At 71.6% G+C, this 25,281-nt stretch carries 24 protein-coding genes, 1 pseudogene and 1 riboswitch; of the genes and pseudogenes, 13 read left to right on the plus strand and 12 right to left on the minus strand.

Annotation, left to right across the window (positions count from 1 at the left end):
- Window positions 1-43 precede the first annotated feature (43 nt).
- Window positions 44-583 carry a GNAT family N-acetyltransferase gene (locus ACFVST_RS03560; protein ID WP_390146470.1) on the minus strand — a complete coding sequence of 180 codons (540 nt, stop codon included), beginning with the start codon at window positions 581-583 and terminating at the stop codon, window positions 44-46.
- A gap of 437 nt (window positions 584-1,020) precedes the next feature.
- Between ACFVST_RS03560 and kdpF the strand changes: the two genes are divergently transcribed.
- The 5 genes from kdpF to ACFVST_RS03585 are packed head-to-tail and all read left to right on the plus strand — an operon-like array spanning window position 1,021 to window position 6,616.
- Window positions 1,021-1,110, plus strand: a complete 90-nt coding sequence (gene kdpF, locus ACFVST_RS03565; RefSeq protein ID WP_390146472.1) for a K(+)-transporting ATPase subunit F — start codon at window positions 1,021-1,023, stop codon at window positions 1,108-1,110.
- The gene (gene kdpA / locus ACFVST_RS03570) at window positions 1,110-2,771 is read left to right on the plus strand and encodes a potassium-transporting ATPase subunit KdpA (RefSeq protein ID WP_390146474.1); all 1,662 of its coding nucleotides are present in this window, start codon (window positions 1,110-1,112) and stop codon (window positions 2,769-2,771) included. Before kdpF ends, kdpA begins: the two co-directional genes overlap by 1 nt.
- Entirely contained in the window at window positions 2,768-4,840 is a 2,073-nt protein-coding gene (kdpB, locus tag ACFVST_RS03575) for a potassium-transporting ATPase subunit KdpB (RefSeq protein WP_390146476.1), read from the plus strand. Before kdpA ends, kdpB begins: the two co-directional genes overlap by 4 nt.
- A gap of 7 nt (window positions 4,841-4,847) precedes the next feature.
- Window positions 4,848-5,444, plus strand: coding sequence for a potassium-transporting ATPase subunit KdpC (gene kdpC, locus ACFVST_RS03580; RefSeq protein WP_390146478.1), 597 nt, complete (start codon window positions 4,848-4,850; stop codon window positions 5,442-5,444).
- Between the two features lie 8 nt (window positions 5,445-5,452).
- Window positions 5,453-6,616, plus strand: a complete 1,164-nt coding sequence (locus ACFVST_RS03585) for a universal stress protein (RefSeq protein WP_390146480.1) — start codon at window positions 5,453-5,455, stop codon at window positions 6,614-6,616.
- 62 nt (window positions 6,617-6,678) lie between these two features.
- Here the strand turns inward: ACFVST_RS03585 and ACFVST_RS03590 are convergent, their stop codons facing one another.
- The gene (locus ACFVST_RS03590; RefSeq protein ID WP_390146482.1) at window positions 6,679-7,110 is read right to left on the minus strand and encodes a hypothetical protein; all 432 of its coding nucleotides are present in this window, start codon (window positions 7,108-7,110) and stop codon (window positions 6,679-6,681) included.
- Window positions 7,111-7,335: 225 nt separating this feature from the next.
- Here ACFVST_RS03590 and ACFVST_RS03595 point away from each other — a divergent pair, with 225 nt between their 5' ends.
- A complete protein-coding gene (locus ACFVST_RS03595; protein ID WP_390146484.1) occupies window positions 7,336-7,767 on the plus strand; it encodes a hypothetical protein in 432 nt (143 codons plus the stop codon).
- A 42-nt stretch (window positions 7,768-7,809) separates the two neighbouring features.
- Here the strand turns inward: ACFVST_RS03595 and thiI are convergent, their stop codons facing one another.
- Together thiI and metE are read right to left on the minus strand one after the other, a co-directional pair.
- Entirely contained in the window at window positions 7,810-9,027 is a 1,218-nt protein-coding gene (gene thiI / locus ACFVST_RS03600) for a tRNA uracil 4-sulfurtransferase ThiI (protein ID WP_390146486.1), read from the minus strand.
- A 50-nt stretch (window positions 9,028-9,077) separates the two neighbouring features.
- Window positions 9,078-11,396, minus strand: coding sequence for a 5-methyltetrahydropteroyltriglutamate--homocysteine S-methyltransferase (gene metE, locus ACFVST_RS03605; protein WP_390146488.1), 2,319 nt, complete (start codon window positions 11,394-11,396; stop codon window positions 9,078-9,080).
- Window positions 11,397-11,552: 156 nt separating this feature from the next.
- Between metE and ACFVST_RS03610 the strand changes: the two genes are divergently transcribed.
- From ACFVST_RS03610 to ACFVST_RS03630, 5 genes are all read left to right on the plus strand, one after another.
- On the plus strand, window positions 11,553-11,726 hold the full coding sequence (locus ACFVST_RS03610) for a hypothetical protein (RefSeq protein ID WP_390146490.1): 174 nt from the start codon (window positions 11,553-11,555) through the stop codon (window positions 11,724-11,726).
- A gap of 12 nt (window positions 11,727-11,738) precedes the next feature.
- Entirely contained in the window at window positions 11,739-13,019 is a 1,281-nt protein-coding gene (locus ACFVST_RS03615) for a MalY/PatB family protein (RefSeq protein ID WP_390146492.1), read from the plus strand.
- Between the two features lie 56 nt (window positions 13,020-13,075).
- A complete protein-coding gene (locus ACFVST_RS03620) occupies window positions 13,076-13,516 on the plus strand; it encodes a VOC family protein (RefSeq protein WP_390146494.1) in 441 nt (146 codons plus the stop codon).
- 54 nt (window positions 13,517-13,570) lie between these two features.
- A riboswitch (cobalamin riboswitch) is annotated at window positions 13,571-13,694 on the plus strand.
- A gap of 35 nt (window positions 13,695-13,729) precedes the next feature.
- Window positions 13,730-13,951 (plus strand): CbtB-domain containing protein, encoded by a 222-nt coding sequence (locus tag ACFVST_RS03625; protein WP_390146496.1) that lies wholly within the window; start codon window positions 13,730-13,732, stop codon window positions 13,949-13,951.
- Between the two features lie 21 nt (window positions 13,952-13,972).
- Window positions 13,973-14,731: a CbtA family protein gene (locus ACFVST_RS03630; protein ID WP_390146498.1), complete on the plus strand. Its 759-nt coding sequence runs from the start codon at window positions 13,973-13,975 to the stop codon at window positions 14,729-14,731.
- A 9-nt stretch (window positions 14,732-14,740) separates the two neighbouring features.
- On the opposite strand, the gene ACFVST_RS03635 is transcribed toward ACFVST_RS03630, so the two are convergent.
- The 5 genes and pseudogenes from ACFVST_RS03635 to ACFVST_RS03655 all read right to left on the minus strand — a co-directional run bounded on the left by ACFVST_RS03635 (window position 14,741) and on the right by ACFVST_RS03655 (window position 20,004).
- Window positions 14,741-15,484, minus strand: coding sequence for a histidine phosphatase family protein (locus ACFVST_RS03635; protein WP_390146500.1), 744 nt, complete (start codon window positions 15,482-15,484; stop codon window positions 14,741-14,743).
- Window positions 15,378-16,738 (minus strand): annotated as a pseudogene (locus tag ACFVST_RS03640) (cryptochrome/photolyase family protein). The gene ACFVST_RS03635 and the pseudogene ACFVST_RS03640 overlap by 107 nt, the downstream one beginning before the upstream one ends.
- 110 nt (window positions 16,739-16,848) lie before the next feature.
- The gene (locus tag ACFVST_RS03645) at window positions 16,849-17,550 is read right to left on the minus strand and encodes a type 1 glutamine amidotransferase domain-containing protein (RefSeq protein ID WP_390146502.1); all 702 of its coding nucleotides are present in this window, start codon (window positions 17,548-17,550) and stop codon (window positions 16,849-16,851) included.
- Window positions 17,547-18,545, minus strand: a complete 999-nt coding sequence (locus tag ACFVST_RS03650; RefSeq protein WP_390146504.1) for an alpha/beta hydrolase fold domain-containing protein — start codon at window positions 18,543-18,545, stop codon at window positions 17,547-17,549. The genes ACFVST_RS03645 and ACFVST_RS03650 overlap by 4 nt, the downstream gene beginning before the upstream one ends.
- Window positions 18,546-18,738: 193 nt before the next feature.
- Window positions 18,739-20,004, minus strand: a complete 1,266-nt coding sequence (locus tag ACFVST_RS03655; protein WP_390146506.1) for an NADH:flavin oxidoreductase/NADH oxidase family protein — start codon at window positions 20,002-20,004, stop codon at window positions 18,739-18,741.
- A gap of 93 nt (window positions 20,005-20,097) precedes the next feature.
- Between ACFVST_RS03655 and ACFVST_RS03660 the strand changes: the two genes are divergently transcribed.
- Window positions 20,098-20,682 (plus strand): TetR/AcrR family transcriptional regulator, encoded by a 585-nt coding sequence (locus tag ACFVST_RS03660; RefSeq protein ID WP_390146508.1) that lies wholly within the window; start codon window positions 20,098-20,100, stop codon window positions 20,680-20,682.
- A gap of 75 nt (window positions 20,683-20,757) precedes the next feature.
- On the plus strand, window positions 20,758-21,204 hold the full coding sequence (locus ACFVST_RS03665) for a TIGR03618 family F420-dependent PPOX class oxidoreductase (RefSeq protein ID WP_390146510.1): 447 nt from the start codon (window positions 20,758-20,760) through the stop codon (window positions 21,202-21,204).
- An 80-nt stretch (window positions 21,205-21,284) separates the two neighbouring features.
- Here ACFVST_RS03665 and ACFVST_RS03670 read toward each other — a convergent pair whose 3' ends face one another.
- From ACFVST_RS03670 to ACFVST_RS03680, 3 genes are all read right to left on the minus strand, one after another.
- Window positions 21,285-23,051 carry an MFS transporter gene (locus tag ACFVST_RS03670; protein WP_390146512.1) on the minus strand — a complete coding sequence of 589 codons (1,767 nt, stop codon included), beginning with the start codon at window positions 23,049-23,051 and terminating at the stop codon, window positions 21,285-21,287.
- Between the two features lie 104 nt (window positions 23,052-23,155).
- Window positions 23,156-23,614: a MarR family winged helix-turn-helix transcriptional regulator gene (locus ACFVST_RS03675; RefSeq protein ID WP_390146514.1), complete on the minus strand. Its 459-nt coding sequence runs from the start codon at window positions 23,612-23,614 to the stop codon at window positions 23,156-23,158.
- A 94-nt stretch (window positions 23,615-23,708) separates the two neighbouring features.
- Window positions 23,709-25,220, minus strand: coding sequence for an FAD-dependent oxidoreductase (locus ACFVST_RS03680; RefSeq protein ID WP_390146516.1), 1,512 nt, complete (start codon window positions 25,218-25,220; stop codon window positions 23,709-23,711).
- Window positions 25,221-25,281 lie beyond the last annotated feature (61 nt).

A 25,281-nucleotide genomic window follows, 5' to 3' on the forward strand; every position in this document is an offset into this window, starting at 1 on the left:
CGACAGTAAACAGAATCCTGGATATTGGCAAGGGTCCCCGGGATCAGTGCGATACCGGTCCTTCCGGCCCGCCCTCGCCTCGCTGCCAGCGGATCTCGCCCTCGTGCCGGTGGGCGGTGGGCGCCAGTCCGGCGGCGGTGGCCACGGCGGCGGACGCGCGGTGCTCCGGGTGGATATGGGCGATGACGGTGTGCACCTGCTGCCGGCCGAGCCAGCCGACCAGTGCCCGCGCCGCTTCCCCGGCGATCCCCCTGCCCTGCCATGGGGTCCCCACCACCCACGCGATCTCGGCGAGCGGCCCGGCTTCGGCGGGGCGGACGGTCGCCTGGACGGTACCGGTCAGACAGGACTCCGCACGCAGCCGGACCACCCAGTTCAGCCAGGAGACGTCAGGATCGGGGGAGCCCGCGGCCAGCCGCCGGTAGCGCGAGCGCAGGCCCCGCGGGGTGTCCGGCGCGCCACCGACGAAGGTGTGCAGGGCGGGGTCAGACAGCACCGCCGCCATCTCCTCGGCGTGCTCGACGCACAGGGGAAGCAACTCCAGCCGCCCGGTGCGGATTTCCTGCGCGACGCGGGCGTTCACCGGGCGGGTCCGCCGTCTCGGGTGACGGTGGTCGACGGTACGCCGAGGGCAAGTCGCCCCTGCTGCCGGTGAGTTGGTCGGTGCATGGACTCATCCAACACGGTCGTCTCCCGGCGCACGAGTACCGGAGCCGGATCACCGCCGACCACCGTGACCGCGCCGCGAGGGACGGCTCACGCGCCTGGCGGTCCAGGGGGTCGGCCCGTACACGCGGGGAGTTGGGCCTATGTGCATACGGATACGCCTTGCCGGTGACGCTGCCGGGACGTCTGCGGTGAGGCGTGGCCGAGGGGTGGTAGGGCTGAGTGCCGTCGTCCGTCCCGGACGGTATCCGTGCCGCTCATCAGGAGTCCGTCGATGGCCGATGTGGTCTTCATTGCCGTGACGATCGCGTTCTTCGGGGCGATGGTGCTCGTGGTGAAGGGGGCCGAGCGCCGGTGAGCGCGGAGAACACCGTCGGCCTGATCGCCTCGGCCGGCCTGCTGCTCTATCTCGTCCTGGCCCTGCTCTTCCCGGACCGCTTCTGATGAGCGACACCGCCGCCGGGCTGACGACGATCGCCGTGCTGGTGCTCGCGCTTGCGGTGGTCCATGTGCCGATGGGCGAGTACATGGCGCGGGTGTACGGCGGCCAACGGCACCTGGGCGTCGAGCGGTTGGTGTACCGGGTGGTGCGGGTGGCGCCGGACAGCGAGCAGCGGTGGACCGCCTATGTGCTGTCGCTGCTCGGCTTCTCCGCCGTCTCGGTGCTGTTCCTCTACGGCTTTCTGCGGCTCCAGGGGGTGCTTCCGCTCTCCCTGGGCTTCGGCGGTGTCCCGCCCGCCGGTGCGTTCAACACCGCGGTCTCCTTCGTCACCAACACGAACTGGCAGTGGTATTCAGGGGAGTCGACGCTGGGCCACCTGGTGCAGATGGCCGGGCTCGCGGTGCAGAACTTCCTCTCCGCGGCCGTGGCGATGGCCGTGGCGGTCGCCCTGGTACGCGGCTTCGCCCGCTCCCGTACCGACCAACTCGGCAATTTCTGGGTCGACTTGGTGCGGGGCACGGTACGCGTCCTGCTGCCGGTGGCCTGTGTCGCGGCGGTGGTGCTGCTCGCCGGGGGAGTGGTGCAGAACTTCGCCGGGCCGCAGCAGGTGCACACACCGGGCGGCGGGGTCCAGGCACTGGTGGGCGGGCCGGTCGCCTCACAGGAGGCGATCAAGGAGTTCGGCACCAACGGAGGCGGTTTCTTCAACGCCAACTCGGCGCACCCCTTCGAGAACCCGAACGCCTTCACCAACCTCCTGGAGGTCTTCCTGCTGCTGCTCATCCCCAGCGCCCTGCCCCGGACCTTCGGGCGGCTGGTCGGCAACACCCGCCAGGGCTGGGCGATCCTGGCCGCGATGGCCGTCCTGTGGGCGGGCGGCCTCGCGGCGGTGACCGGCGCGGAACTCGCCCACCCGGGCACCGTGCCGCACACCGCCGGCGCCTCCGTGGAGGGCAAGGAGCAGCGCCTCGGAGTATGGGACACGGCCCTCTTCGCCGACGCCACCACCATGACCTCCACCGGAGCCGCTGACTCGGCCCACGACAGCTACACCGCCTACGGCGGCGGGGTGCTGCTGCTGAACATGCTGCTGGGCGAGGTGTCACCCGGCGGCACCGGCTCGGGCCTCTACGGAATGCTGACCATGGCGGTGCTGGCGGTGTTCCTGGCCGGCCTCATGGTGGGCCGCACACCCGAGTACCTGGGCAAGAAGATCCGCCGACGCGAGATCACCTACGTCGCGCTCTACGTACTGGCGATGCCGTTCTCGGTCCTGCTGGGCACCGGGCTGGCGCTCGGCTTCCCCGGGCCGCGCGCTTCCCTCCTCAACCCCGGCCCGCACGGCCTCTCCGAAGTGCTGTACGCCTTCGCCTCGTCCGCCAACAACAACGGCAGCGCCTTCGCCGGACTCAGCGCGAACACCGACTTCTACAACGCGGCACTGGGGCTGGCGATGCTCATCGGCCGGTTCCTGCCGATCGTCTTCACCGTGGCGCTCGCCGGCTCCCTCGCCCGGCAGCGGCACGTCCCCGTCGGCGAGGGCACCCTCCCCACCCACCGGCCGCTCTTCGTGGTCCTGCTGATCGGCGTCGTCACCATCGTGGCCGGCCTGGCCTTCTTCCCGGCACTCGCGCTCGGCCCCCTCGCGGAAGGGCTGTCATGACCTCGGCCGGCACCCCACCACCCCAAGCAGACCGGGTCACCGCCGGCCTGTTCAACCCGAGACAACTGCTGGTGTCCCTGCCGGAGGCGTTCCGGAAGCTGGACGTACGGCACATGGTGCGCGCCCCGGTGATGTTCGTGGTGTGGGTGGGATCCCTCCTCGCCACGGCCTTCGCCGTCCGGCACCCCAGTGTCTTCTCGGTGGCGACGGCGGTGTGGCTGTGGGCGACAGTGGTCTTCGCCAACCTCGCCGAGGCCGTCGCCGAGGGACGGGGCCGCGCCCAGGCGGCCACCCTCCGCCAGGCCAAACAGGAGACGGTGGCCCGGCGGCTGGCCGCCGACGGCACCGAGGAGCAGGTACCGGGCACCCGACTGCGGGTCGGCGACCTGGTCGTCATCGAGGCCGGGCAGATCGTGCCCGGCGACGGCGAGGTCACCGAGGGCATCGCCAGCGTGGACGAGTCGGCCATCACCGGGGAGTCGGCGCCCGTCATCCGTGAGTCGGGCGGGGACCGCTCGGCGGTCACCGGGGGCACCAAGGTGCTCTCCGACCGGATCGTGGTGCGGATCGTGGTCAAGCCCGGGGAGAGCTTCATCGACCGGATGATCGCCCTGGTGGAGGGCGCGGTCCGGCAGAAGACACCCAACGAGATCGCCCTGAACATCCTCCTGGCCGGACTGACGATCGTGTTCCTGCTGGCGGTGGCCACTCTCCAGCCGCTGGCCGCCTACTCCGGGCGGCAGCAGGCCATCGTGGTCCTCGTCGCCCTCCTGGTGTGCCTGATCCCCACCACCATCGGCGCGCTGCTGTCCGCGATCGGCATCGCCGGGATGGACCGGCTCATCCAGCACAACGTGGTGGCGATGTCCGGCCGCGCCATCGAGGCCGCCGGAGACGTGGACACCCTGCTCCTCGACAAGACCGGCACCATCACCCTCGGCGACCGGGAGGCCGCCGAGTTCGTACCGGTGGGAGACATCGCGCAGACCGAACTCGCCGACGCCGCCCAACTGGCCAGCCTCGCCGACGAGACCCCGGAGGGCCGCTCCATCGTGGTCCTCGCCAAGGAGCGCCACGGACTGCGGGCCCGTGAGGAAGGCGCCATCCAGGGCGCCCACTTCGTCCCGTTCTCCGCGCACACCCGGATGTCCGGCGTGGACCTGGACGACCGTCGGGTACGCAAGGGCGCCGCCGCGGCGGTCATGAAGTGGGTGCGCGACAACGGCGGCCACCCCGCGGCCACGGTCGGACCCGTCGTGGACGCCATCAGCGCCGAGGGCGGCACCCCGCTGGTGGTCGCCGAGCATCTGCCGGGGGAGCCGGCGCGGGTGCTCGGCGTCATCCACCTCAAGGACATCGTCAAGGCCGGGCTGCGGGAGCGGTTCGAGGAACTGCGCAGCCTCGGCATCCGCACCGTGATGATCACCGGCGACAACCCGGCCACCGCCCGGGCCATCGCCCGCGAGGCCGGAGTGGACGACTACCTCGCCGAGGCCACCCCCGAGGAGAAGCTCGCCCTCATCAGAAGCGAGCAGACCGGCGGCCGGCTGGTGGCGATGACCGGCGACGGCACCAACGACGCCCCCGCCCTCGCCCAGGCCGACGTGGGTGTCGCCATGAACGCGGGAACCACCGCGGCCAAGGAGGCGGGGAATATGGTCGATCTCGACTCCAACCCCACCAAACTCATCGAGATCGTCGAGATCGGAAAGCAACTCCTCATCACCCGGGGCGCGTTGACCACCTTCTCCATCGCCAACGACGTGGCCAAGTACTTCGCCATCATCCCGGCGATGTTCGCCGCCGCCTACCCGCAGCTCGACCACATCAATGTGATGCGGCTGGCCACACCGGAGTCCGCGATCCTCTCCGCCGTCATCTTCAACGCCCTGGTCATCGTGGCGCTGATCCCGCTCGCCCTGCGCGGCGTCCGCTACCGCCCCACCGACGCGGCGGCCATGCTCCGCCGCAACCTCGGCATCTACGGCCTGGGAGGCATCGTCACGCCCTTCATCGGCATCAAACTCATCGACCTGGCCGTCGTCTCCCACCTCCCGGGACTGGGGTGAGCCGCCGATGACCGCCAACTTCCTGCGGCAGGCGGCGGCCGGACTGCGCGTACTGCTCGCGCTGACCGTGGTCGTCGGCGTCGTCTACCCGCTCGCCGTCTGGGCGGTGGGACAGCTCGCCTTCCCCCACCAGGCGGGCGGCTCCAAGGTCAGCCACCAGGGCCGCACCGTCGGCTCCTCGCTGATCGGGCAGGACTTCACCGGCCCGGCCTGGTTCCACCCCCGGCCCTCCGCGGCGGGCAAGGGCGGCGGATACGACCCGCTCGCCTCCGGCGCCTCCAACCTCGGACCGGAGAACCGCAAGCTCCTCGCCCAGGTCGAGCAGCGCCGCACAGCGGCCGCAGCGGAGAACAAGGTCACCGCCTCCCGGGTCCCGCCGGACGCGCTCACCGCCTCCGGCAGCGGTCTCGACCCGCACATCTCCCCGCAGTACGCTCGCCAGCAGGCAGCCAGGGTGGCGACGGCACGGGGCCTCGCCGGGGCGCGGGTCCGCGCACTGGTCGAAGACCACGTCCAGGGACGCGTCCTGGGGTTCCTCGGTGCACCCCGCGTCAACGTCCTGGAACTCAACCTGGCGCTGGAGCAGCTCGCCCGGAAGGGGTGACGGCCACCGTGCCGCGCGGAAAGCTGTGCGTCTACCTCGGGGCCGCCCCGGGTGTGGGCAAGACCTACGCCATGCTGGCCGAGGGACACAGCATGGCCGGCCGGGGCACGGATGTGGTCATCGGCTTCGTCGAGGACTACGGGCGGCTCCCCACCCGCAGGATGACCGAGGGCCTGGAGACCGTACCGCGCCGCACCATGACCTACCGGGGTGCGAGCTTCACCGAGATGGACCCGGACGCCGTGCTCGCCCGGCACCCCGAGGTCGCGCTGATCGACGAACTCGCCCACACCAACATCCCCGGCTCCCGCCGCGAGAAGCGGTGGCAGGACATCGAGGACCTGCTCGGCGCGGGCATCGACGTCATCTCGACCGTCAACATCCAGCACCTCGCCTCGCTCAACGACGTCGTGGAGCAGATCACCGGGGTACGGCAGCAGGAGACCGTCCCCGACGACGTCGTCCGGCGCGCGGACCAGATCGAGTTCGTGGACATGTCCGCCGAGGCGCTGCGCCGCCGTATGGTCCGCGGCAACGTCTATCCGCAGGAGAAGGTCGACGCCGCCCTCACCCACTACTTCCGCTCCGGGAACCTCACCGCCCTGCGGGAGATCGCCCTGCTCTGGGCGGCGGACCGGGTCGAGGAGGCGCTGCTGCGCTACCGCCGCGACCACCACATCCAGCAGCCGTGGAACACCCGCGAACGCCTGCTGGTCGCCCTCTCCGGCGGCCCCGAGGGCGCCACCCTGATCCGCCGGGCCAAACGCATCGCCGCTCGCGGAGCCGGCGGCGAGTTCCTCGCCATCCACGCCAGAACCGGTGACGGCCTCGCCGGTGCCTCGCCTCAACTGCTGGCCAGGCAGCGGGAATTGGTGGAGGAACTGGGCGGCAGCTTCCACACCGTCACCGGCGACGACCCGGCCCGGGTCATCCTCGCCTTCGCCCGGAAGGTCAACGCCACCCAGATCGTCGTCGGCGCCACCCGCCGCAGCCGCCTCAAGGAACTGATCCGCCGCGGGATGGACGAGGCGCTCATCGAAGGCTCCGGCGACGACATCGACGTCTATGTGGTCACCCACGCCGAAGCCGCCCACGGCCGCTGGCTCCGCCGCCGCACCCCCGCCCCAGCCCCCGACCGCACCCCGGACGCCCCGGAGGACGACATCGAGTAGGCCACGGCTGATCGCGCAACTACCTTGCGCGGAGGGGGAGTTGGTGGTGCCAACCCGGACCGTCAGGGCCGCCGGAGCCAGTGTGGGCGCCAGGGGCCGTGGGGGCGCCTCATCGCCGGGGGCGGTGGCTGGGCGGGCGGGGGTGGCGGCTGTGGGGGCGGGGGAGGCGCGGCGCTCCGGGCCGGGTGCTCGATGGTACGGCTGGCCGGGTACAGGGCCTCCTCGTCGTAGTGGGCCGCGGCGATGGTGTCGATGATCTGCCGGTCCGTGAAGCTCTCGGACCCCGGCACATACGGCACAAAACCCACCAGCACACCGTCCCGCAGCACCTCCGCCCGCAGCCCCGCGGCCCCGCCCATCGTCCACAGCGCCTCACTGCCGTCGGGGATCACCACGCGGACGCCGTACTCGTAGACGCCTTCGTCGGCGCGGTGGGCCATGACCTCCCGGGCGCGCAGAGCGGACACGATGCCGTCCACACGATCGCTGTCCACCACGGGGACCTCCTCGTCGGCGAGCCTGACCAGGTGGTTGCCTCACCCACAACTCACCATACTGCGGCGGCCCGCGGACGGTCGCCCGGGAACGTCAATCCCGAATTTCCCTTCCTTTACCTGATCGGGGAGTTCGGTGAGTGTGCCGGTGCCAGACTGTAAGTGGTGTCTCCCGATACCGGTGAACGCGGTATCGGGGAGAAAGTCCCACGCAAAGGAAAAACCATGCTCAGCATTCGGAGTCGAAGCACCCGGCTGATGGCCGGGGGTCTGCTGTCGGCCGGTCTGCTGGCCGGTGGAGCGATAGGCGCGACGGCCGCCTCGGCTGCCGCTCCCGCCCATCCCGCCACGGTCGCCGCGGCCACGACGGCGCACGCGATCTCGATCAAGGCAGTTCCGACCACGGTCACGGCCGGCAACGAGGCCACCTTCGTAGGCCACGCGTCAGGCATGAAGCAGGGCGACGTGGTCACGCTCGAACACCAGGTGAACGGCACCTGGCAGCCCGTCACCCAGTCCGGCAAGAACGTCAGCACGACGCTCAACAGCTCCCTCAACTACTCGATCCACACCAAACCCACGATGAAGGGAATGCAGCTCTACCGGGTCGCCGTGGGCAATGAGACCTCCGCCGCGGTGAACATCACCGTCAACTGACGCCCCGCACACGGAAAAGGGAGATTTATTAGGTGCAATTTATTAGGCCGGTTCTCCGGCGGTTTCCTCGGCGCCCGGTGTCATCACCTGGGTGTGTTCCAGGAGGGCGGCCACCAACTCGTCCAGATCGAGGCGCTTCTCGACCGCCGCCAGTTCGGGCAGACGGGCCCGGAGGCTGACGCGGGGCGGCGCGAGCAACTGGCAGCAGTCCTCGTCGGGCAGTACCGAGATGCCGGCGGTGCCGATGGTGCGGGCCTCGTCGATGATCTCCTGCTTGTCCCAGCCGATCAGCGGACGCAGCACGGGGAGCGCCGCCGCCTCGTCCACCGCCGCGAGATTCGCCAGGGTCTGACTGGCGACCTGGCCGAGGCTGTCCCCGGTCACCAGCGCCTCGCCGCCGTCCCGGGCCGCCAGCACGGAGGCCGTACGGACCATCAGCCTGCGCTGCGCCACCACTTGAAGCCGGCCGGCCCCGGCGACGGAGAGCTGCCTCTGCGCCTTGCCGAGGGCGATCACCTGCAACCGCCCCGGCGGCTGGTACCGGTTGAGTTCCCGCGCCAGTGCGTACGCCTTGTAGACGGAGGACGGGTTGGCGTATGGGGCGCCGCTGAAGTGCACGAAGTCGCAGGCGAGTCCGCGGCGCATGGCGTGGTGGGCGGCGACGGGCGAGTCATAGCCACCGGAGAGCAGCACCAGGGCGCGGCCGCTGGAGCCGACCGGGAGACCGGTGAGGCCCGGCAGGCGCCGCCAGGACAGATGGGTCTCCCCGCGGTCCACGGCGATCGAGAGCCGGACGTCCGGACGCTTGAGGCTGACCGTCAGTTGGGGCAGCGCATCCTTGATCCTGGCCCCCACATACCGGTCCACACCGGAGGAGTTGAGCGGGAACCGCTTGTCCCTCCGGCGGGTGCGTACGGCGAAACTGCGGACCTCGTCGCGGTCGCTCTCCGATTCCAGGCGGCGCAGTGCCGCGATGGCGTGGTGGGTGATCTCGTCCAGGGTGCTGGGGATGCGGATCGCCGGTTCGACATGGGTGAAGCCGATGACGCGGCGGGCCCGTTCCACCAACTCCTCGACGGGCGCGTCACCGCCGAGGACGGTGACGCTCTGCACCGGCTTGATCCAGGTGGAGCCCTCGACACCGCGCAGCGCGACGCGGAGGTTGTCGTGCAGGCGCTCGGTGAACCGGTGGCGGTTGCGGCCCTTGAGGAAGACCTCGCCGTGCTTGAGCAGCACACAGGGCTGTCCGGGCGTGTCCATCGTCAGGTCCTTCGGGGTGCGGGGGTCCGGGACAGAGGGTAACCGGCCGGTCAGCCGGTGCCCAGCTCACGCCGGACGATGCGGGCGGCGGCCACCAGATGCTCCAGGGAGGCGCGGGTCTCCGGCCAGCCGCGGGTCTTCAGCCCGCAGTCCGGATTGACCCAGAGCCGCTCGGCGGGGATGGCCCCGAGCCCGGTACGCAGCAGCTCGGCGGCCTCCGCCGCGCTGGGGACGCGGGGGGAGTGGATGTCGTACACGCCGGGGCCCGCCTCCCGGGGGTAGCCGTGGGCGGCCAGCTCGTGGGCGATCCGCATACGGGAGCGGGCGGCTTCGAGGCTGATGACATCGGCGTCGAGGTCGTCGATGGCCTGCACGATGTCGCCGAACTCGGCGTAGCACATATGAGTGTGGATCTGGGTGTCCGGACGCACCCCGCCGGTGGTGAGGCGGAACGCCTCGGTGGCCCACGCCAGATACGCGGGCCGGTCCGCGGCCCGCAGCGGAAGAGTCTCGCGCAGTGCGGGCTCGTCTACCTGGATCACCGAAGTGCCGTTCGCCTCAAGGTCGTTCACCTCGTCGCGGAGGGCGAGCGCCAGTTGCCGGGCGGTGTCGCCGAGCGGCTGGTCGTCGCGGACGAAGGACCAGGCGAGCATGGTGACCGGGCCGGTGAGCATTCCCTTCACGGGCCGGCCGGTGAGCGACTGGGCGTACGCGGTCCAGCGCACCGTCATCGGCCCGGGCCGGGAGATGTCGCCCGCGAGGACCGGCGGGCGGACATAGCGGGTGCCGTAGGACTGGACCCAGCCGTGCCGGGTGGCGAGGTAGCCGGTGAGCTGCTCGGCGAAGTACTGCACCATGTCGTTGCGTTCGGGTTCGCCGTGCACCAGGACGTCCAGGCCCGCCTTCTCCTGGAAGGCGACCACCTCGCGGATCTCACCGCGGACGCGTTCCTCGTAGCCCTCGGTGCCGAGCCGCCCGGCGCGCAGATCGGCGCGGGCGGTGCGCAGTGCGGTGGTCTGCGGGAAGGAGCCGATGGTGGTGGTCGGCAGCAGCGGCAGCCCGAGGCGCGCCCGCTGCGCCGGGGCCCGCTCGGTGTACGGCTGGGAGCGGTGGGTGTCCGCCTCGGTGACGGCCGCGGCGCGGGCGCGTACCGCGGAGTCGCGGGTGAGGGGGGAGGTGGCGCGGGCGCCCAACACGGCGCGGTTCACGGCGAGTTCAGCGGTGATGGCTTCGGTGCCGCGGGCAAGTCCCTTGGCGAGGGTGGCGAGTTCGGCGGTCTTCTGGCGGGCGAAGGCGAGCCACCGCAGGAGCTGCGGGTCGAAGTCCCGCTCCAGGGCGGTGTCCAGCGGGACATGCAGCAGCGAGCAGGAGGCCGCGACATCGACCCGGTCGGCGAGGCCCAGCAGGGCGCCGAGGGTGGTGAGGGACTTCTCCAGGTCGTCGGCCCAGATGTTGCGGCCGTCGACGACACCGGCGACCAGGCGCTTGCCGGGCAGGCCACCGACCGCGGCGAGTGCGTCCAGCCGGGCGGCGGCGGGCCCGGTGAAGTCCAGCGCCAGACCCTCGACCGGCGCCTCGGCGAGTACCGGCAGGGCGTCACCGAGGCGGTCGAAGTAGGTGGCGACGAGCAGGCTGGGGCGGTCGGTGCGGGCGCCGAGATCGCGGTAGGCGCGGGCGGTGGCGTTCAGCTCGGCCGGGGTGCGGTCCTGCACCAGCGCCGGTTCGTCGAGCTGCGCCCACTCGGCCCCGGCAGCCCGCAGATCGGCCAGGACCTCCGCGTACACCGGGAGCAGCCGGTCCAGCAGGGTGAGCGGATCGAAGTCGGCGGGCACCCCGGGCGCGGGCTTCGCCAGCAGCAGATAGGTGACCGGGCCGACCAGCACGGGCCGGGCGGTGAGACCGAGGGCACGGGCCTCCGCGAACTCGCCCACCTGCTTGCCGGAGTCCGCCGCGAAGACCGTGTCCGGCCCCAACTCCGGTACCAGATAGTGGTAGTTGGTGTCGAACCACTTGGTCATCTCCAGCGGTGCGACGTCCTGGGTGCCGCGGGCCATCGCGAAGTAGCCGTCCAGCGGGTCGGCGGCGACAGCCGCGCGGTGCCGCTCGGGGATCGCGCCCACCATCACGGTGGTGTCCAGCACATGGTCGTAGTACGAGAAGTCGCCGGTGGGGACCTCGTCGATGCCGGACTCGGCCAGCTCCAGCCAGTTGCCGCGGCGCAGTCCGGCGGCGGTGGCGCGGAGGGCACCGGCGCCGGTACGGCCCCTCCAGTAGCCCTCGATCGCCTTCTTGAGCTCCCGGTTCAGCCCCTGGCGGGGGTAGCCGTACACGGTGGCCCGTGCTGCCGCGGCTGCGGTCTCGGTGGTCACGGAGTGCTCCTCCGAGAGACTCCCTCTTACGACGCCCCGCCCGGCAGACGGGGCGAACCAACTGCACACACCAGCCTACGGTCCGGCGCCCGCGGAGCGCCAACAGCGCCCGCGGCACGGACACCGCCCGCCCGAGCCGCCGGAGCGGGACGCACGATGCGGGGGAACCGTGGCGGCGGGCCCGGGGTGCGGCTCGCCCCGGCCGTCGAACTCCATCTGCTGCCCCTGCTACGGGACTTGGGCCGGCTCGGCCCGTCCGCCGCCGCCGGAGAGGTACCGTCCCACGGGGCGATCACCCCCTACCGTGAGGCCCGGGGCGCGCCGGGGTGAGGAGGATCACGTATGACTGAGGGCAGGAGCGACGGCACGGGTGGGGACCCGCACCGGTCACCGCGGGAGGGGGGCCGTACCGATCCGCTCGTCCGGCTGTCCCTGGAGCAGTTGCGGCAGCGCAGCAGTACGAAGTGGCGGGCGCACCCGGCGGACGTGCTCCCGCTGTGGGTGGCGGAGATGGACGTCCCGCTGGCGCCCGCTGTCGCCGAGACCCTGCACCGGGCCGTCGAGTTGGGCGACACCGGGTACCCGCACGGCACCGCCTACGCCGAGGCGCTCGCCGGGTTCGCCGCGACGCGCTGGGGGTGGGACGGGCTGCGGGTGGAGCACACCACCGTCGTGCCCGATGTGATGCTGGGCGCCGTCGAGATCCTCCGCCTGATCACCGGCCCGGGCGACACGGTCGTGGTGTGCTCGCCCGTGTACCCGCCGTTCTACGCGTTCGTGGAGCACTCGGGCCGCAAGATCGTCGAGGCCCGCCTCGGCCCGGATCTGCGGATCGACCTCGACAACCTGGAGCGGGCGTTCCGCCTGGCGCGGCAGCGGGGGCGGCGGGCGGCGCTGCTGCTGAGCAACCCGCACAATCCGACCGGCGCGGTGCACACCCGCGCGGAGCTGGAGGCGGTCGCGGCGCTCGCCCGCGAGCACGGTGTGCGGGTCGTCGCCGACGAGATCCACGCCCCGCTGGTGCTGCCCGGCGCCTTCTTCACACCGTTCCTCAGCGTGCCAGGCGCGGAGAACGGCTTCGCGCTGACCTCCGCGTCCAAGGCGTGGAACCTGGCCGGTCTCAAGGCCGCCGTGGCCATGGCCGGGACCGAGGCGGCGGCCGATCTCCGCCGGATGCCGGAAGAGGTCAGCCACGGGCCGAGCCACTTCGGCATCCTCGCCCACACCGCCGCCCTCCGCGACGGGACCGACTGGCTGGACGACGTCCTGCGCGGGCTCGACGCCAACCGGACCCTGCTGGGCGAGCTGGTCGCCGAACACCTCCCCGGGGTGAAGTATCTGCCGCCGCAAGGCACTTACCTCGCCTGGCTGGACTGCACCCACCTCGGACTCCACGACGACCGGCCGTCCGAAGGCCCCGGGACCGTCGGCGAACTGGCCGGACCGGCGCGGGTGTTCCTGGACGAGGCGCGCGTCGCCCTCAGCTCCGGGCACATCTTCGGCACCGGCGGCGCGGGCTGCGTTCGGCTCAACTTCGCCACCTCACCGGCGATCCTGCGGGAGGCGCTGGCACGGATGGGCCGGGCACTCGACGGCCTCGGGCCGGGCGCCATCCACTCCTGAGACCCCCGCGGACCACCCGATCCCCACCTGTTGCGTACGAGAGGGAGACACCCGGTATGGCGATCCAGCGGATGGACAACGTCCTCATCGTCGTCGACGACCTGGACTCGGTCGTCGACTTCTTCGTCGAGGCGGGCATGGAGCTGGAGGGGCGGAGTGCCGTCGAGGGGCGCTGGGTCGACCGTGTCATCGGGATCGACGGTGCCCGGCAGGAGGTGGCGATGCTGCGCGTCCCGGACGGCCCCGGCCGTATCGAGCTGGCGAAGTTCCACACCCCTCGGGCGATCACTCCCGAGCCCGCCGAGGCTCCGATGAACACACTCGGTCTGCGCCGGGTGATGTTCGCCGTCGACGACATCGAGGACACCGTCGCCCGACTACGTGCCCTCGGTGCCCAACTGGTCGGCGAGATCGCCCGGTTCGAGGACTTCTACCTGCTCTGCTACGTCCGCGGCCCCGAGAACATCGTCCTCGGACTGGCCCAGCGACTCACCTGACCCACCCACCGACCAGGGGGCGGTCTTGGCCGCGGCGGAGGCACACGGTAACTTCAGTACGTTGTTGACGACGGTACGACGGAAGCCGGTGGAAGTCCGGCACGGTCGCGCCACTGTGAGCGGGCGGTCCTGGGACCGTGCGTGAGTCAGACCCGTGGCCGTCGTCCTGTGCACCACCGAGACGGGACGCGAACTCCCGAAGGAGGCTCCGCCATGGCGCAGCACGTCGCCCAGCCGACCGCCACCACCCCCGCCATACCGGCCAAACTGCCGCTGAAGGACATCGCCCCCTGGGCGGCCTTCTTCGGTGTGCTGATGCTGGTCCTGCTGTACTTCGTCGGCGCCGAGCAGGGCGCCACCTCCGTGTTCAGCGGCGCGGGGGTCCATGAGTGGGTGCACGACGCCCGCCATCTGCTCGGCTTCCCCTGCCACTGACCAGAGGGACGCCGCCCGCTCATGAACTCAACAACCGTACGCAACCTGCTCGTTCGGGGAATGCTCGCCGGTCTGGCCGCCGGCGTGCTCGCCCTGATCGTCGCCTACTGGCTCGGCGAACCCCATGTCGACGCCGCCATCGGCTTCGAGGAGGCCGCCCACGCCGGGCACTCGCACGGCGACGACGGCGAACTCGTCTCCCGCAGCCTCCAGTCCACCGCCGGCCTGGCCACCGGAATCCTGGTCTACGGGATCGCGTTCGGCGGTATCGCCGCCCTCGCCTACAGCTTCGCCCTCGGCCGGGTGGGCCGCTTCAGCCCCCGCGCCACCGCGCTGCTGCTGTCGTCCTGCGCACTCCTCGCCGTGTACGTCGTGCCGTTCCTCAAGTACCCCGCCAACCCGCCCGCGGTGGGCGGCGAGGACACCATCGGCAAGCGGACCACCCTGTATCTGCTGATGATGGTGCTGAGCGTGCTGCTCGCCGTCGCGGCCACCATCGCCGGGAAGCGGCTCGCGCCCCGGCTCGGCGGCTGGTGGGCGACGGTGGCGGCGCTCCTCGGTTTCGCCGTGGTCATCGGTGTGGCCTACGAGTTCCTGCCGGTGGTCAACGAGGTCCCGGAGCACTTCCCGGCCGACCTGCTGTGGCGCTTCCGCCTCTCCGCGCTCACCATGCAGCTTGTGCTCTGGGGCGGATTCGGCCTGCTCTTCGGGGAGTTGGCGCAGCGCCTGCTGCAACCGGAGGACACCGAGGCAAGGGAGCCGGTACCGGCCGGGCAGTGACGGGCATCGTCATACGAGGGGGCGGCCCAGGCGGAGGTTCCAGCGGCCGTCCCGCCCGCTCAACTCGGTGACGGTCAGCGGCGGTACGTCGAACCGCCAGAAGGAGGTGAGCGGGGCGCCCGTCGCCAGAACCGCCGCGGCCCGCACCACCTCCGCTTCCACCACGGCCACCCACCGTCCCGTACCACCCTCGGCCACCCCGTCCAGCCAACCGCCGACCCGTGCGCACACCCCGGACACCGACTCCCCACCGGGCGCCGCCGACTCCGGATCGGTCAGCCAGCGGGACAGCAACTCCGGTTCCGTGGCGGCGACTTCGTCCAGGGTCCGGCCCTGCCACCGGCCCGCGTCAAGACCGGCCGGCGCACCGCCACCGTGCTCGGCGCGGAGCCCCAGGGCGGTCGCGGTCCGCGCACACCGCACACTCGGCGAGTGCACCGCGCGGGCGTCCCCGGGCAGTGCTCCGGCCGCCGACTTGGCCTGCGCGGCGCCCTGTTCGTCCAGCGGATCCCCGTCGTCGAAGACACCCCGTCGCAGCGAGCGGGTCATGGCGGGGGAGACGAGCAGGAGACGGACGGACACGGCACTCCTCGGACGGACACGGGACAGTGGGAGCCTTGAGCCTGCCATGGCGCGGGCGGAACACTCATCCGCGCCCCTGGTGGAAGCGTTCCAGCCCCTCGGCGAGGTCGACCACCGGTTCCGGATAGTCCAGCCGGGCGCGCCGCTCCACCGGGAGCTGCCAGGGCTCATGCACCAACTTGCCCTCCACCGACCGGAGTTCGGGCACCCAGCGCCGTACGTAAGCGCCGTCTGGATCGAAGCGCCGGCCCTGGGCGACCGGGTTGAGGACACGGTTGGGCCGGGTATCCGTGCCGGTACCGGCCACCCACTGCCAGTTGAGCTGGTTGTTGACGATGTCCCCGTCGACCAGCAGCGCAGGAAGTGCCGGGCGCCGATCCGCCAGTCCACATAGAGCGTCTTGGCGAGGAACGACGCGGCCACCAGCCGGGCCCGGTTGTGCATCCACCCCTCCTGCCGCAACTGCCGCATCGCCGCGTCCACCAGCGGATAACCGGTACGCCCCGCCCGCCAGGCGGCGATGTCCCCGGCCGCCTCGTCCTCGGTACGCCACCGGTCGTGGCGGGGGCGGTAGTCCAGGGCGGACGCCTCGGGGCGGGCGGCGAGCACCTGGTGGTGGAAGTCCCGCCAGCACAACTGCCGTTGGAACGCCTCCGCACCCGCACCGCCCCGCGCCCGCCGCACCAACTCCAGCGGGGAGAGCGCACCGAAGTGCAGAAAGGGCGAGAGACGCGAGGTGGCATCCCCGGCCAGATCGTCGTGCCGCTCCTCGTACCGCGGCAGTCCGGTGCGCGACCAGCGGGAGAACTGCTCCCGCCCCACCTGCTCCCCACCGGCGGGCAGCCCCGGTGAGAGCTGCGCCACCGCACCCCGCGAGGGCAGCGGCTCCCCGCGCACCCCGTCCGGTACCCGTACGGTGCGCGGCGCCGCACGGGGATCGCGGAACCGCTGGGTGGACCAGCGGCGGAAGTACGGGGTGAACACCTTGTAGTGGTCGGAGCCGGCGGGGGTGATCTGCCCCGGCGGCAGCACGGTCGTCACGCCCTCATGTACCTGCAACGCCGCGCCCTGGGCAGCGAGTTGGGTGTGCAGCAGCTCCTCGCGCCGACGGGCATAGCCGGTGACCGCCGCGGCCAGATGCACCTCGCCGGCCCCGCACTCGGCGGCGACCGCGGCCACCTCCCGCGCCACCGGACCGCGGCGGACCACCAGCCGTCCGCCGCGGTGGCGCAGTGCGGCGTCCAGATCGGTGAGGCAGTCGGCGAGGAAGGCGGTGCGGTTGGGGGTGTCGAAGCCCGCGGAGTGCACTCCGGGATCGAGGACGAAGAGCGGCACCACCTCCTCCGCCGAGGCGCAGGCCGCGGCGAGCGGCGGATGGTCATGGACCCGAAGATCCGCGGTGAAGAGGACGACCGCGCAGGTCATGGCGTCACTCCTGGCGTCGGGCAGCGGCTGCCGCGCCCCGGAGGCCCCACCGGGGATCACGGGGAGTCGGCGAGTGTATCGACGGGCCGCAGGAGTCGGCCTGTTGCCGCTCAGGCGCCCAGGTCCGCCACGAGCCGCCGGGCGAGCAGTCCGGAGGAGGCCGGATTCTGCCCGGTGTAGAGAGTGCGGTCGACCTCCATGTAGGGGCGCAGCGGCAGCAGCCCCTTGCGGTAGTCGGCGCCGCTCTCCCGCAGGCGGTCCTCCAGGAGCCATATCGCCCTGCGGCCGAAGCTGTTGAGCTTCTCCTCCAGATTGGACAGGCCCGTCATCCGGTATCCGGCGAACGGCCAGGAGCCGTCTTCGTTCCGCGCCGCCAACGCGGCGGCCGGTGCGTGGCACAGCAGCGCCAGCGGCCGGCCGGCCCGCAGTACATGGGTGAGCAGCGCTCCCGACACCGGGTCGACGGCGAGGTCCTCCATCGGCCCGTGCCCGCCCGGGTAGAAGACCAGGTCGTAGGCGTCCGGGTCGATCTCGCCCAGGGGGACGGGGCTGTTCAGTTCACCCTGGAGGGAGTCGAGGTACCGGGCGACCCGGCGCAGCCTGGACGGCCGCCCGGCGGTGCGGGACATGCTCAGGCGGTCCAGGGTGGGGGCCTTCCCGCCGGGTGTGGCCAGCGTGATCTCCCATCCTGCGAGGGTGAAGTCCCGGTGCGGCACGGCCAGTTCCTCACCCCAGTACCCCGAGGGATGCACTTCGGCGCCCTGCAAGGTCCAGCGGTCGGCCGCCGACACCACGAAAAGGACTCTGGTCATCTCTGTACTCCCGGGTTCTGGATGGTGGCGTGCAGGGCCGAGGTGAGGGTGTCGACGGCGAGGGTGCGGGCGGCCTCGGCGGCGCGGGTGTCGCGCAGGCTGTCCAGCATCAGGAAGTCATGGACCATGCCGCCCACCCGCACCGATGTGACATCCACCCCCGCTTCCCGCAGCCTGTCGGCGTACTGCTCGCCCTCGTCGCGCAGCACATCCGCCTCATCGGTGACGACCAGCGTGGTGGGCAGCCCCCGCAACTGCTCCAGGGACGCCCGGAGCGGAGCGGCGTACGCCTCGGCGCGCTGGGCGGGGTCATCGGTGTAGGCGTCCCAGAACCACCGCATCCCGGCGCGGGTGAGGTAGTAGCCCTCCGTGAACTGCCGGTAGGACGGGGTCCCGAAGCCGGCGTCGGTCACCGGGTAGAGCAGGACCTGGGCCTTGAGGCCGATCCCGCCGCGCTCCTTGTTCATCAGCGCGAACACCGTGGACATACAGCCGCCGACCGAATCGCCCGCGACGGCGATACGCGAGGCGTCCAGGCCGTACTCCGCGCCGTGTTCCAGGATCCACCGGCCCACCGCGTAGTTCTGTTCCACCTGGGTCGGGTACTTCGCCTCCGGCGCCCGGTCGTAGACGGGGAAGACGCCCGCGGCGCCCGCTCCGACGGTGAGTTCGCGGAAGAGGCGGTCATGGGTCTGCTCGTCGCCGAAGACCCAGCCGGCGCCGTGGATGAAGAAGACCACCGGCAGCGGTCCGCTCACCCCCGCGGGGCGGATGACGCGGGTGCGGACGGTGCCCCACTGCCCGGCGTCCACCGCGACCCATGTCTCGTCGACGTCCGGGCGGGGCACGCTGCTGTCGCTCTGGAGGTCGCGGAGGACCTGCCGTCCCTGCTCCGGTGGCATCTCGTAGATCCGCGGATGCGGGTCGGTCGCCTCGGCCAGTTCCTTCGCCGCGGGTTCGAGGTAGGGGGCGTTGGGCGGCGGTGTCTCGGGCATGGCTGCCTCCCGGTCCCGGGGTGGATGTTCCGTCGCGCCGCGCGTCCGGCGCCCGCCGGAGTGCGCGGCGCATGTCCCCCTCTTCATCGTGGTGCCTCACCCGCGATACGCAACCTCGCGGGACTCCCGCCGGAGCGGGGCCGGAGTGCGCGGGCCTCGTGGCGCCGTCGTTCGGCCCGGCGGCGGGCCGTGGTCACGCGGCCCGGTTCGTCGTCGGGGCGGTGTGCGGGGAGGCGGTCAGCCAGGTGCGGTAGCGGCGGAGTGCGCGGCGCTGCCGGAGTTGTTCGCAGGCCAGGGCACGCGCCGGGTGGGTGCCGGGCCAGGGGGCGCTGCCGCGGGCGATACGGCGCATCTGGTGGCGGACCTGAGCCATGGTGGCGGCCGAGGCGAGCGCCTTGTCCGACCAGGTCACCGGCCGCAGTCGACGGTCCGCCTCGCGGCCGCCGCGCCAGCGGTCGGGCAGATCCGGGGTGACGGAGAGCGCGGTGCCCATCCCGACGAGCGCCACCCCGCTGTCGAGCACCGCCTCGGCGGTCCCACGACGGGTGATGCCGCCGGTGAGCATCAGGGGCAGCGGGCTCACGGTGACCAACTCCCTTGCCAGGTCGAGGAAGTAGGCCTCCCGGGTCCGGGTGCGCTCATCGGCGGGGCGGCCGGTCATCGCCGGACTCTCGTAGCTGCCTCCGGACAGTTCGACCAGATCGACGCCGAGCGGCTCCAGCATGTCGATCACCTGGCGCGCGTCGTCGGCGGAGAACCCGCCGCGCTGGAAGTCGGCCGAGTTGAGCTTCACCCCGACCCCGAACGACGGCGAGACCGCGGCCCGCACGGCACGGACGACGTCCAGCAGCAGCCGGGCGCGGTTCTCCAGCGAACCACCCCAGGCGTCGGTCCGCTTGTTGACCAGCGGAGACAGGAACTGCGACAGCAGATAGCCGTGTGCGGCATGGATCTCCACACCGTCGAAACCCGCCTGCTCGGCACGGTGCGCCGACACCGCGAACCGGGTCACCGTGGCATCGATCTGCTCAGGCGTCATGGCCACGGGCCGGCCGAACCGGCCGCTGTGCCGCCCCAGTTCGACGCCCACCTCCGAAGGACCCCAGACGACGCCCGGCATCCCGGCCTGCACCTGGCGTCCGGGATGGTTGAGCTGCATCCATATCGAACCGCCGCCCGACTTGCCGGCCTCGGCCCACTCGGTGAACGGCGCCAGCGGAGCGGCCTCGTCCAGCACGACGCCCGCGGGTCCGGTCAGCGCCTCGGCGTGCACCATCACATTGCCGGTGATCAGCAGCCCGGCCCCGCCCGCGGCCCACTCCCGGTACAGCGCCGCCAACTCCCGGCCGGGCAACTGCCCTTCGGCGGCGAGGTTCTCCTCCATGGCCGCCTTCGCGATCCGATTGCCCAGCACCTGCCCGGAACGCAGGGGCAACGGCGAGAACAGCTCGCTGCTCATGGGAATCCCTCTCTGCTCTGCGCGTATAGAATGTGTACGGCGCTCACATTAACCGGAGAATGTAAGCGGTGCATACACGAGAGGGTGTGTCCTGTGCCACAAGCGACCGCGTACCACCACGGCGATCTGCCTGCGGCCTGTCTGAGCGCCGCGCGGGAACTGCTGGAGGAGGACGGCAGCGCCGCACTGTCGATGCGGGCCGTCGCCCGGCGCGCAGGCGTCTCCCCGACCGCCCCCTATCGCCACTTCCCGGACCGTGAAGCCCTCGTCTCCGCGGTCGCAGCCCAGGGCTACCGCGAACTCGCCGAACATCTGGCCGCCGCCCACCCCGCACCCACGACCCCCGAGGAACTCGCGGCGGTCGCCGTCGCCTACGTCCGCTTCGCCCTCGACCACCCCGCGCTGTTCCGGGCGATGTTCGCCGAGCCCTGCGACCCGGGCAACGAGGAACGGAACGCCGCGACCGCCGCCGTCGCCGAATACGTCCGCGACATCGTCCACCGCACCTTCCCCGGCGCTGACCCGGACGCACTGTGGACATCGGTCTGGGCACTCGCCCACGGTCTGGCGTTCCTGCACCTCGACGGCAAACTCGACGCCGCGACTCCCGAAGCGGTCACCGTCCAGGTCCGCACCGCGGTCCTCGCCCTGTTCACCGCCGCCCCGGCACTCCCGTAGCGCGGCACCCGTGCGGCCCCCGGCAGCGGGCGCCCGGTACCAGGGCTTGGCGATCACCGTTGCTAGCCTCGCGGGATGACTGCAATCTTCGACAAGGCCGTCCGTGCACGGCTCAGCGCCGCCAACATCTGGTACGTGGGCACCGTGTTCGCCGACGGAGCCCCGCAGGTCAGCCCCATGTGGGTGGACCTGGAGGGCGAGAACGAGCTGGTGTTCAACACCTCCGTGGGCCGGGTGAAGGAGGAGAACCTGCGCCGCGACCCGCGCGTCTACCTCTCCCACGCGGACGCCGAGGACCCCTTCGACCGGGTGCAGATCAGCGGCGAGGTCGCCCGCTTCATCGAGGGCGAGCAGGCCCATCACCAGATGGACCGGCTGGCCCACAAGTACCTCGGCCATGACCGATTCCAGTGGATCATGCCGGGGGAGAAGCGCGTCGCGGTCGTCGTACGCCCGGTCAAGGTGCGGCACATCGTCGGCGTCGAGCGTTTCCGCCCGGGCGGCCCGGTCCCGGCGTCCTGAGAGCGGTGCCCCGCGGGCCGCGGACCTCGAACTGGGCCGCGGCACGCGGGTGTTGAGGCTCCCGCGGTGGTACCGGCGGGTCAGGACGCGCCGTCGCGCAGCTCCGCCAGGGCCGAGGCGGTGAGCTGCCGGGGTATCTGCTCCGCGTCCACCAGGACCACGGTGCAGCCGGCGCTGTGCGTGAGCGCCGTGGTGAAACTGCCGTCGGCGAACTGCGCCAGCGGCCCGCGCGGCGAACATCCGATGGCGACGGTACGGGCCCCCACCTGACCGGCGTGCCGGGCCAGGGCTCGGCCGGCGGCGGCGTGGTCGCCGACGCTGGTGAGGATCTGTCCGGTGGCGGGCGTCCCGTGGGCGGCGAGCCGGTCCAGATGGGCGGTGACCGCGGCCCGCGCCTGCTCCTCGGACTCGGTGTCCACGGCCTGCTCCTCGACCACCGCGGTCTGCTGGACATGCACCACCTCCAGCGGGCTCCCGGTGTCCCGCGCCAGCCGGGCCGCCGCGTCCACGGTGCCGGGGGCCAGTTCATGCGCTCCGACGGCGACGATCACGGGCGCCGTACCGGTCGCGGCCGGGGCGCCGACCGGGATCAGCGACGGGCCGACCGGCTCCGGATCGCCGGGACCCGACTCGGCCTTGGCCAGCAGCCGGTGGCCGCTGGCCAGGACCGGGATGGCGATCAGGAAGGTGGCGGCACCCAGATAGAAGGGCACACTCAGATCGGTGGCATCGGCCAACTTGCCCGCCGCATAAGGCGCCAGACCCCCGCCGATGAACCGCAGAAACCCGTACGCGGAGGAGGCCACCGGCCGTTCGACCGGCGCGACGAGCATCACGGCCTGAGTGGTGAGGGTGTTGTTGATACCGATGAAGGCACCGCTGACGATGACCGCCACGATCACCGTGCTCGGACTGCCGACGCCCGCCGCGATCACCGTCATCACCGCGGTGAGGCCGAGCAGATTGGCGTAGAGGACGGGCGCCGTGCCGTAGCGGGCCTGGAGGCGGGGAGCGAAGAAGACACTGAAGGCGGCGACCAGCAGCCCCCAGCCGGTGAAGACCAGTCCGAGCTGGTGGGCCCCGAGCTTCATCGGGTACGGCGCGTAGCCGAGCATGGTGAAGAAGCCCCAGTTGTACAGCAGGGCCATGATGCCCATGGTGAGCAGCCCGCGGTGACGCAGCGCCTTCAGCGGGGCGAGGGGGGAGGTGGGGCGCTTCGGCTTCGGCAGCGAGGGCACAAACGCGAGCGTGGCGAGCAGCGCGATGGCCATCAGTGCGGCGACACCGAAGAAGGGCCCGCGCCAACTGATGGCGCCCAACTCGCCGCCCAGCAGCGGTCCGACGGCGATTCCCAGGCCCAGCGCGGTCTCGTAGAGGATGATCGCGCCGCCGAAGCCGCCGCTGGCGGAGGCGACGATGACGGCCAGCGAGGTGGCGATGAAGAGGGCATTGCCCAGACCCCACCCGGCGCGGAAGCCGACGATGCCGTCGATCGAGTCCGTCGCCCCGGCGAGCGCGGCGAAGACCACGATCACGGCGAGGCCGATGACCAGGGTGCGCTTGGCGCCGAACTTGCTGGAGAACCAGCCGACGAACAGCATCGCGACCGCGGTGACGATCAGATAGGTACTGAACAGCAGCGACACCTGGCTGGGCGTGGCATGAAGACTCTCGGCCAGCGCGGGCAGGATCGGGTCCACGAGGCCGATGCCCATGAACGAGATGACACAGGCGAACGCCACCGCCCACACGGCCTTCGGCTGCCGGAACGGACTGGCTCTCCGCCCCTGCACGACAGGCGCACTCTGCTCGCTGTGCGGTCCTTGCTTGCTCTGCGGTGAACTCATTTACCGCTTCTCTCCACTCTGCTGGCACGGGGACGGTCGATCGTGCGGCGCGGCGCGGCGCGGGGCGGGCGCGGCCCGGCCGGTGTGCTCCTGCGGACGGGTGCTCATGGGCGTGCGGGCCGGTCCGCGATCACTCGGGCCAGCGCCGGGAGGGCGACCCGTACCGCCTCCCGTTCCGGACCGGTCAGCTCGTCCATGAGCTGTTCCAGTGCCCGGACACGTTCGGCACGCCGCTCGTGGAACACCCCAGCTCCCGCCTCGGTGGCCGCCACCAGCACGCCCCGCCCGTCGCTGTGGTCGGCGGTGCGCCGCACCAGTCCGGCGCGTTCCAGGCGGGTGACCAGTTGCGTCATGTTCGGCTGCGAGGCGTTCTCCGCCCGGGCCAGCTCGGTCAGCCGCTGCGGTCCCTCGCGGCCCAGCCGACTGAGCGCGGAGGAAGCCGCGGTGCTGAGCCCTCCGGCGGTGGCGCTGCGGCGTACGTGGCGGACCATCTGCTCGATGGCGAGCATCAGGCGCTCCGTGGACACATCCGGAGAGCCGGGGTCCATAACCCGCTTATGCATCACTCCATTATGCATAAGCGTGTACGGGGCATCAATATGGGCCGATGCTGGGGTGGGGCTGAGCCGGACTGGTCGGGCGAGGGTCCGGTCGCGGTCAGGGCGCCGGTATGAAGGTGTCCGCGAGCGCGGTGCGCAGGCCGTCGAGGTCGGGGGCGGCGGCATCATCCGAGGCCCAGGCGACATAGCCGTCGGGGCGGAGCAGTACGGCGGCAGCGTCCAACTCCTCGGTGGAGGTGGCGCGGACGAGGTCGACGCGCGGTGGCAGCGGGAAGCTCTCCGGGACCAGTCCGGTCAGGTCGAGCAGGACGGCGTGCCCGGAGGAGAGCAGTCCGGAGAGCCGGGTGGGGCCGGTAGATGTGTCCAGATCCGCGTCCGGCAGGCGGTGCCCGGTCAGCGGATGGGTGCCCGGCAGGTCGTAGTGCAGTGAGATGCCGGAGACCAGGCCCGCGAGATGGCGATTGGTGTCGGGCAGACGCAGTAGGTCGATGACGATGTCCCGGAGGGCGGCCACATCCTCGCTCGGAGCCGGGTCGGACAGTACGCGCTGTGCCGAGGTGTGGTGTATGACCTCGGCGCCGACCGGGTGCCGCTCGGCGTGGTAGGTGTCCAACAGGCCGTCCGGCGCCCGGTGTTGGACGACCGCGGCCAGTTTCCAGCCGAGGTTGAAAGCGTCCTGGATGCCCAGATTGAGCCCTTGGGCACCGAGTGGGGGATGGATGTGCGCGGCATCGCCCGCGCAGAGCACGCGGCCACTGCGGTACTGCTCCAACTGCCGTGTGCCGTCGGAGAATCGAGAGGAATTGTCAACCTCGGCCAGCGTGGTCCCCTCGCCGTACAGGGCGTGCAGCGCGGTGCTGATCTCCTCCTGGGTGACGGGGGTGACCCGGTCGCGTTCGGGCTGGTCGGCGCGGCCGAAGGTGAAGCGGTACCGATGGTCGCCGAGCGGGACCAGCATGGCCCAGTGGTCGCCGGCCCGGCGGATCAGTGTGCTGACATGCCCCCGCTTCTGCGGCACCAGGGGTGAGGCGGCGGACAGTCTGATGTCGGCCAGCACCGCCTGATGTGTACCCGACCGGCCTGGGAAAGGTAGCCCGAGCAGCTTGCGTACCGTGCTGTGGCCGCCGTCGCACGCCACCAGATATTCCGCCCGCACCCGCAGTCCGTCCGCCGTCACCACCACCCCGTCGTCGTTCTGCGTCACCTTCGAGACGGCGGCACCGCGCACCACCCGTGCCCCGGCAGCCACCGCAGCCTCCTCCAGCGCCTCCTCGATCTCCCACTGCGGGACCGCGATCGGATAGGGGTGCCGGGTCGGCAGGGAGGTGTAGTCCAGCGGTACGGGCAGCAGCGCGAAATTCCCGCCGACCGGCTCGCGCGGCCCGGCCCGCTTGAGCAATGGCTCCAACAGGCCCCGGAATTCGAGGAGTTCGGCAGTGCGCGGCTGCACCCCGCCGCCCTTCACCTGCCGGACCCGCTCCGTCAGCCGCTCCACCACCAGCACGCCGACCCCGGCCAGTGCCAGCTCATACGCCAGCATCAGCCCCGTCGGCCCGGCCCCCACCACGGCAACCTCAACCTCGACTTTAGCTTTAGGGATATCGGGCATCATCATCGCTTCTCCGCTCCGTCCATCGCCAACCTGAGTGTAAATGTACACCAGGTATAGA

The sequence above is a fragment of the Streptomyces sp. NPDC058045 genome (genome assembly GCF_042885635.1).
Classification (GTDB): domain Bacteria; phylum Actinomycetota; class Actinomycetes; order Streptomycetales; family Streptomycetaceae; genus Streptomyces.

What these genes read in the sequence shown, in the direction of transcription:
- thiI (WP_390146486.1), bottom strand. Translation starts at nt 9,027, where the DNA reads ATGGACACGCCCGGACAGCCCTGTGTGCTGCTCAAGCACGGCGAGGTC.
- ACFVST_RS03650 (WP_390146504.1), bottom strand. Translation starts at nt 18,545, where the DNA reads ATGCCCGAGACACCGCCGCCCAACGCCCCCTACCTCGAACCCGCGGCG.
- ACFVST_RS03620 (WP_390146494.1), top strand. Translation starts at nt 13,076, where the DNA reads ATGGCGATCCAGCGGATGGACAACGTCCTCATCGTCGTCGACGACCTG.
- ACFVST_RS03655 (WP_390146506.1), bottom strand. Translation starts at nt 20,004, where the DNA reads ATGAGCAGCGAGCTGTTCTCGCCGTTGCCCCTGCGTTCCGGGCAGGTG.
- ACFVST_RS03680 (WP_390146516.1), bottom strand. Translation starts at nt 25,220, where the DNA reads ATGCCCGATATCCCTAAAGCTAAAGTCGAGGTTGAGGTTGCCGTGGTG.
- kdpA (WP_390146474.1), top strand. Translation starts at nt 1,110, where the DNA reads ATGAGCGACACCGCCGCCGGGCTGACGACGATCGCCGTGCTGGTGCTC.
- ACFVST_RS03675 (WP_390146514.1), bottom strand. Translation starts at nt 23,614, where the DNA reads ATGCATAAGCGGGTTATGGACCCCGGCTCTCCGGATGTGTCCACGGAG.
- ACFVST_RS03630 (WP_390146498.1), top strand. Translation starts at nt 13,973, where the DNA reads ATGAACTCAACAACCGTACGCAACCTGCTCGTTCGGGGAATGCTCGCC.
- ACFVST_RS03615 (WP_390146492.1), top strand. Translation starts at nt 11,739, where the DNA reads ATGACTGAGGGCAGGAGCGACGGCACGGGTGGGGACCCGCACCGGTCA.
- ACFVST_RS03665 (WP_390146510.1), top strand. Translation starts at nt 20,758, where the DNA reads ATGACTGCAATCTTCGACAAGGCCGTCCGTGCACGGCTCAGCGCCGCC.
- kdpC (WP_390146478.1), top strand. Translation starts at nt 4,848, where the DNA reads ATGACCGCCAACTTCCTGCGGCAGGCGGCGGCCGGACTGCGCGTACTG.
- ACFVST_RS03610 (WP_390146490.1), top strand. Translation starts at nt 11,553, where the DNA reads ATGCGGGGGAACCGTGGCGGCGGGCCCGGGGTGCGGCTCGCCCCGGCC.
- ACFVST_RS03635 (WP_390146500.1), bottom strand. Translation starts at nt 15,484, where the DNA reads ATGAGCCCTGGCAGCTCCCGGTGGAGCGGCGCGCCCGGCTGGACTATC.
- ACFVST_RS03625 (WP_390146496.1), top strand. Translation starts at nt 13,730, where the DNA reads ATGGCGCAGCACGTCGCCCAGCCGACCGCCACCACCCCCGCCATACCG.
- ACFVST_RS03645 (WP_390146502.1), bottom strand. Translation starts at nt 17,550, where the DNA reads ATGACCAGAGTCCTTTTCGTGGTGTCGGCGGCCGACCGCTGGACCTTG.
- kdpB (WP_390146476.1), top strand. Translation starts at nt 2,768, where the DNA reads ATGACCTCGGCCGGCACCCCACCACCCCAAGCAGACCGGGTCACCGCC.
- ACFVST_RS03670 (WP_390146512.1), bottom strand. Translation starts at nt 23,051, where the DNA reads ATGAGTTCACCGCAGAGCAAGCAAGGACCGCACAGCGAGCAGAGTGCG.
- ACFVST_RS03595 (WP_390146484.1), top strand. Translation starts at nt 7,336, where the DNA reads ATGCTCAGCATTCGGAGTCGAAGCACCCGGCTGATGGCCGGGGGTCTG.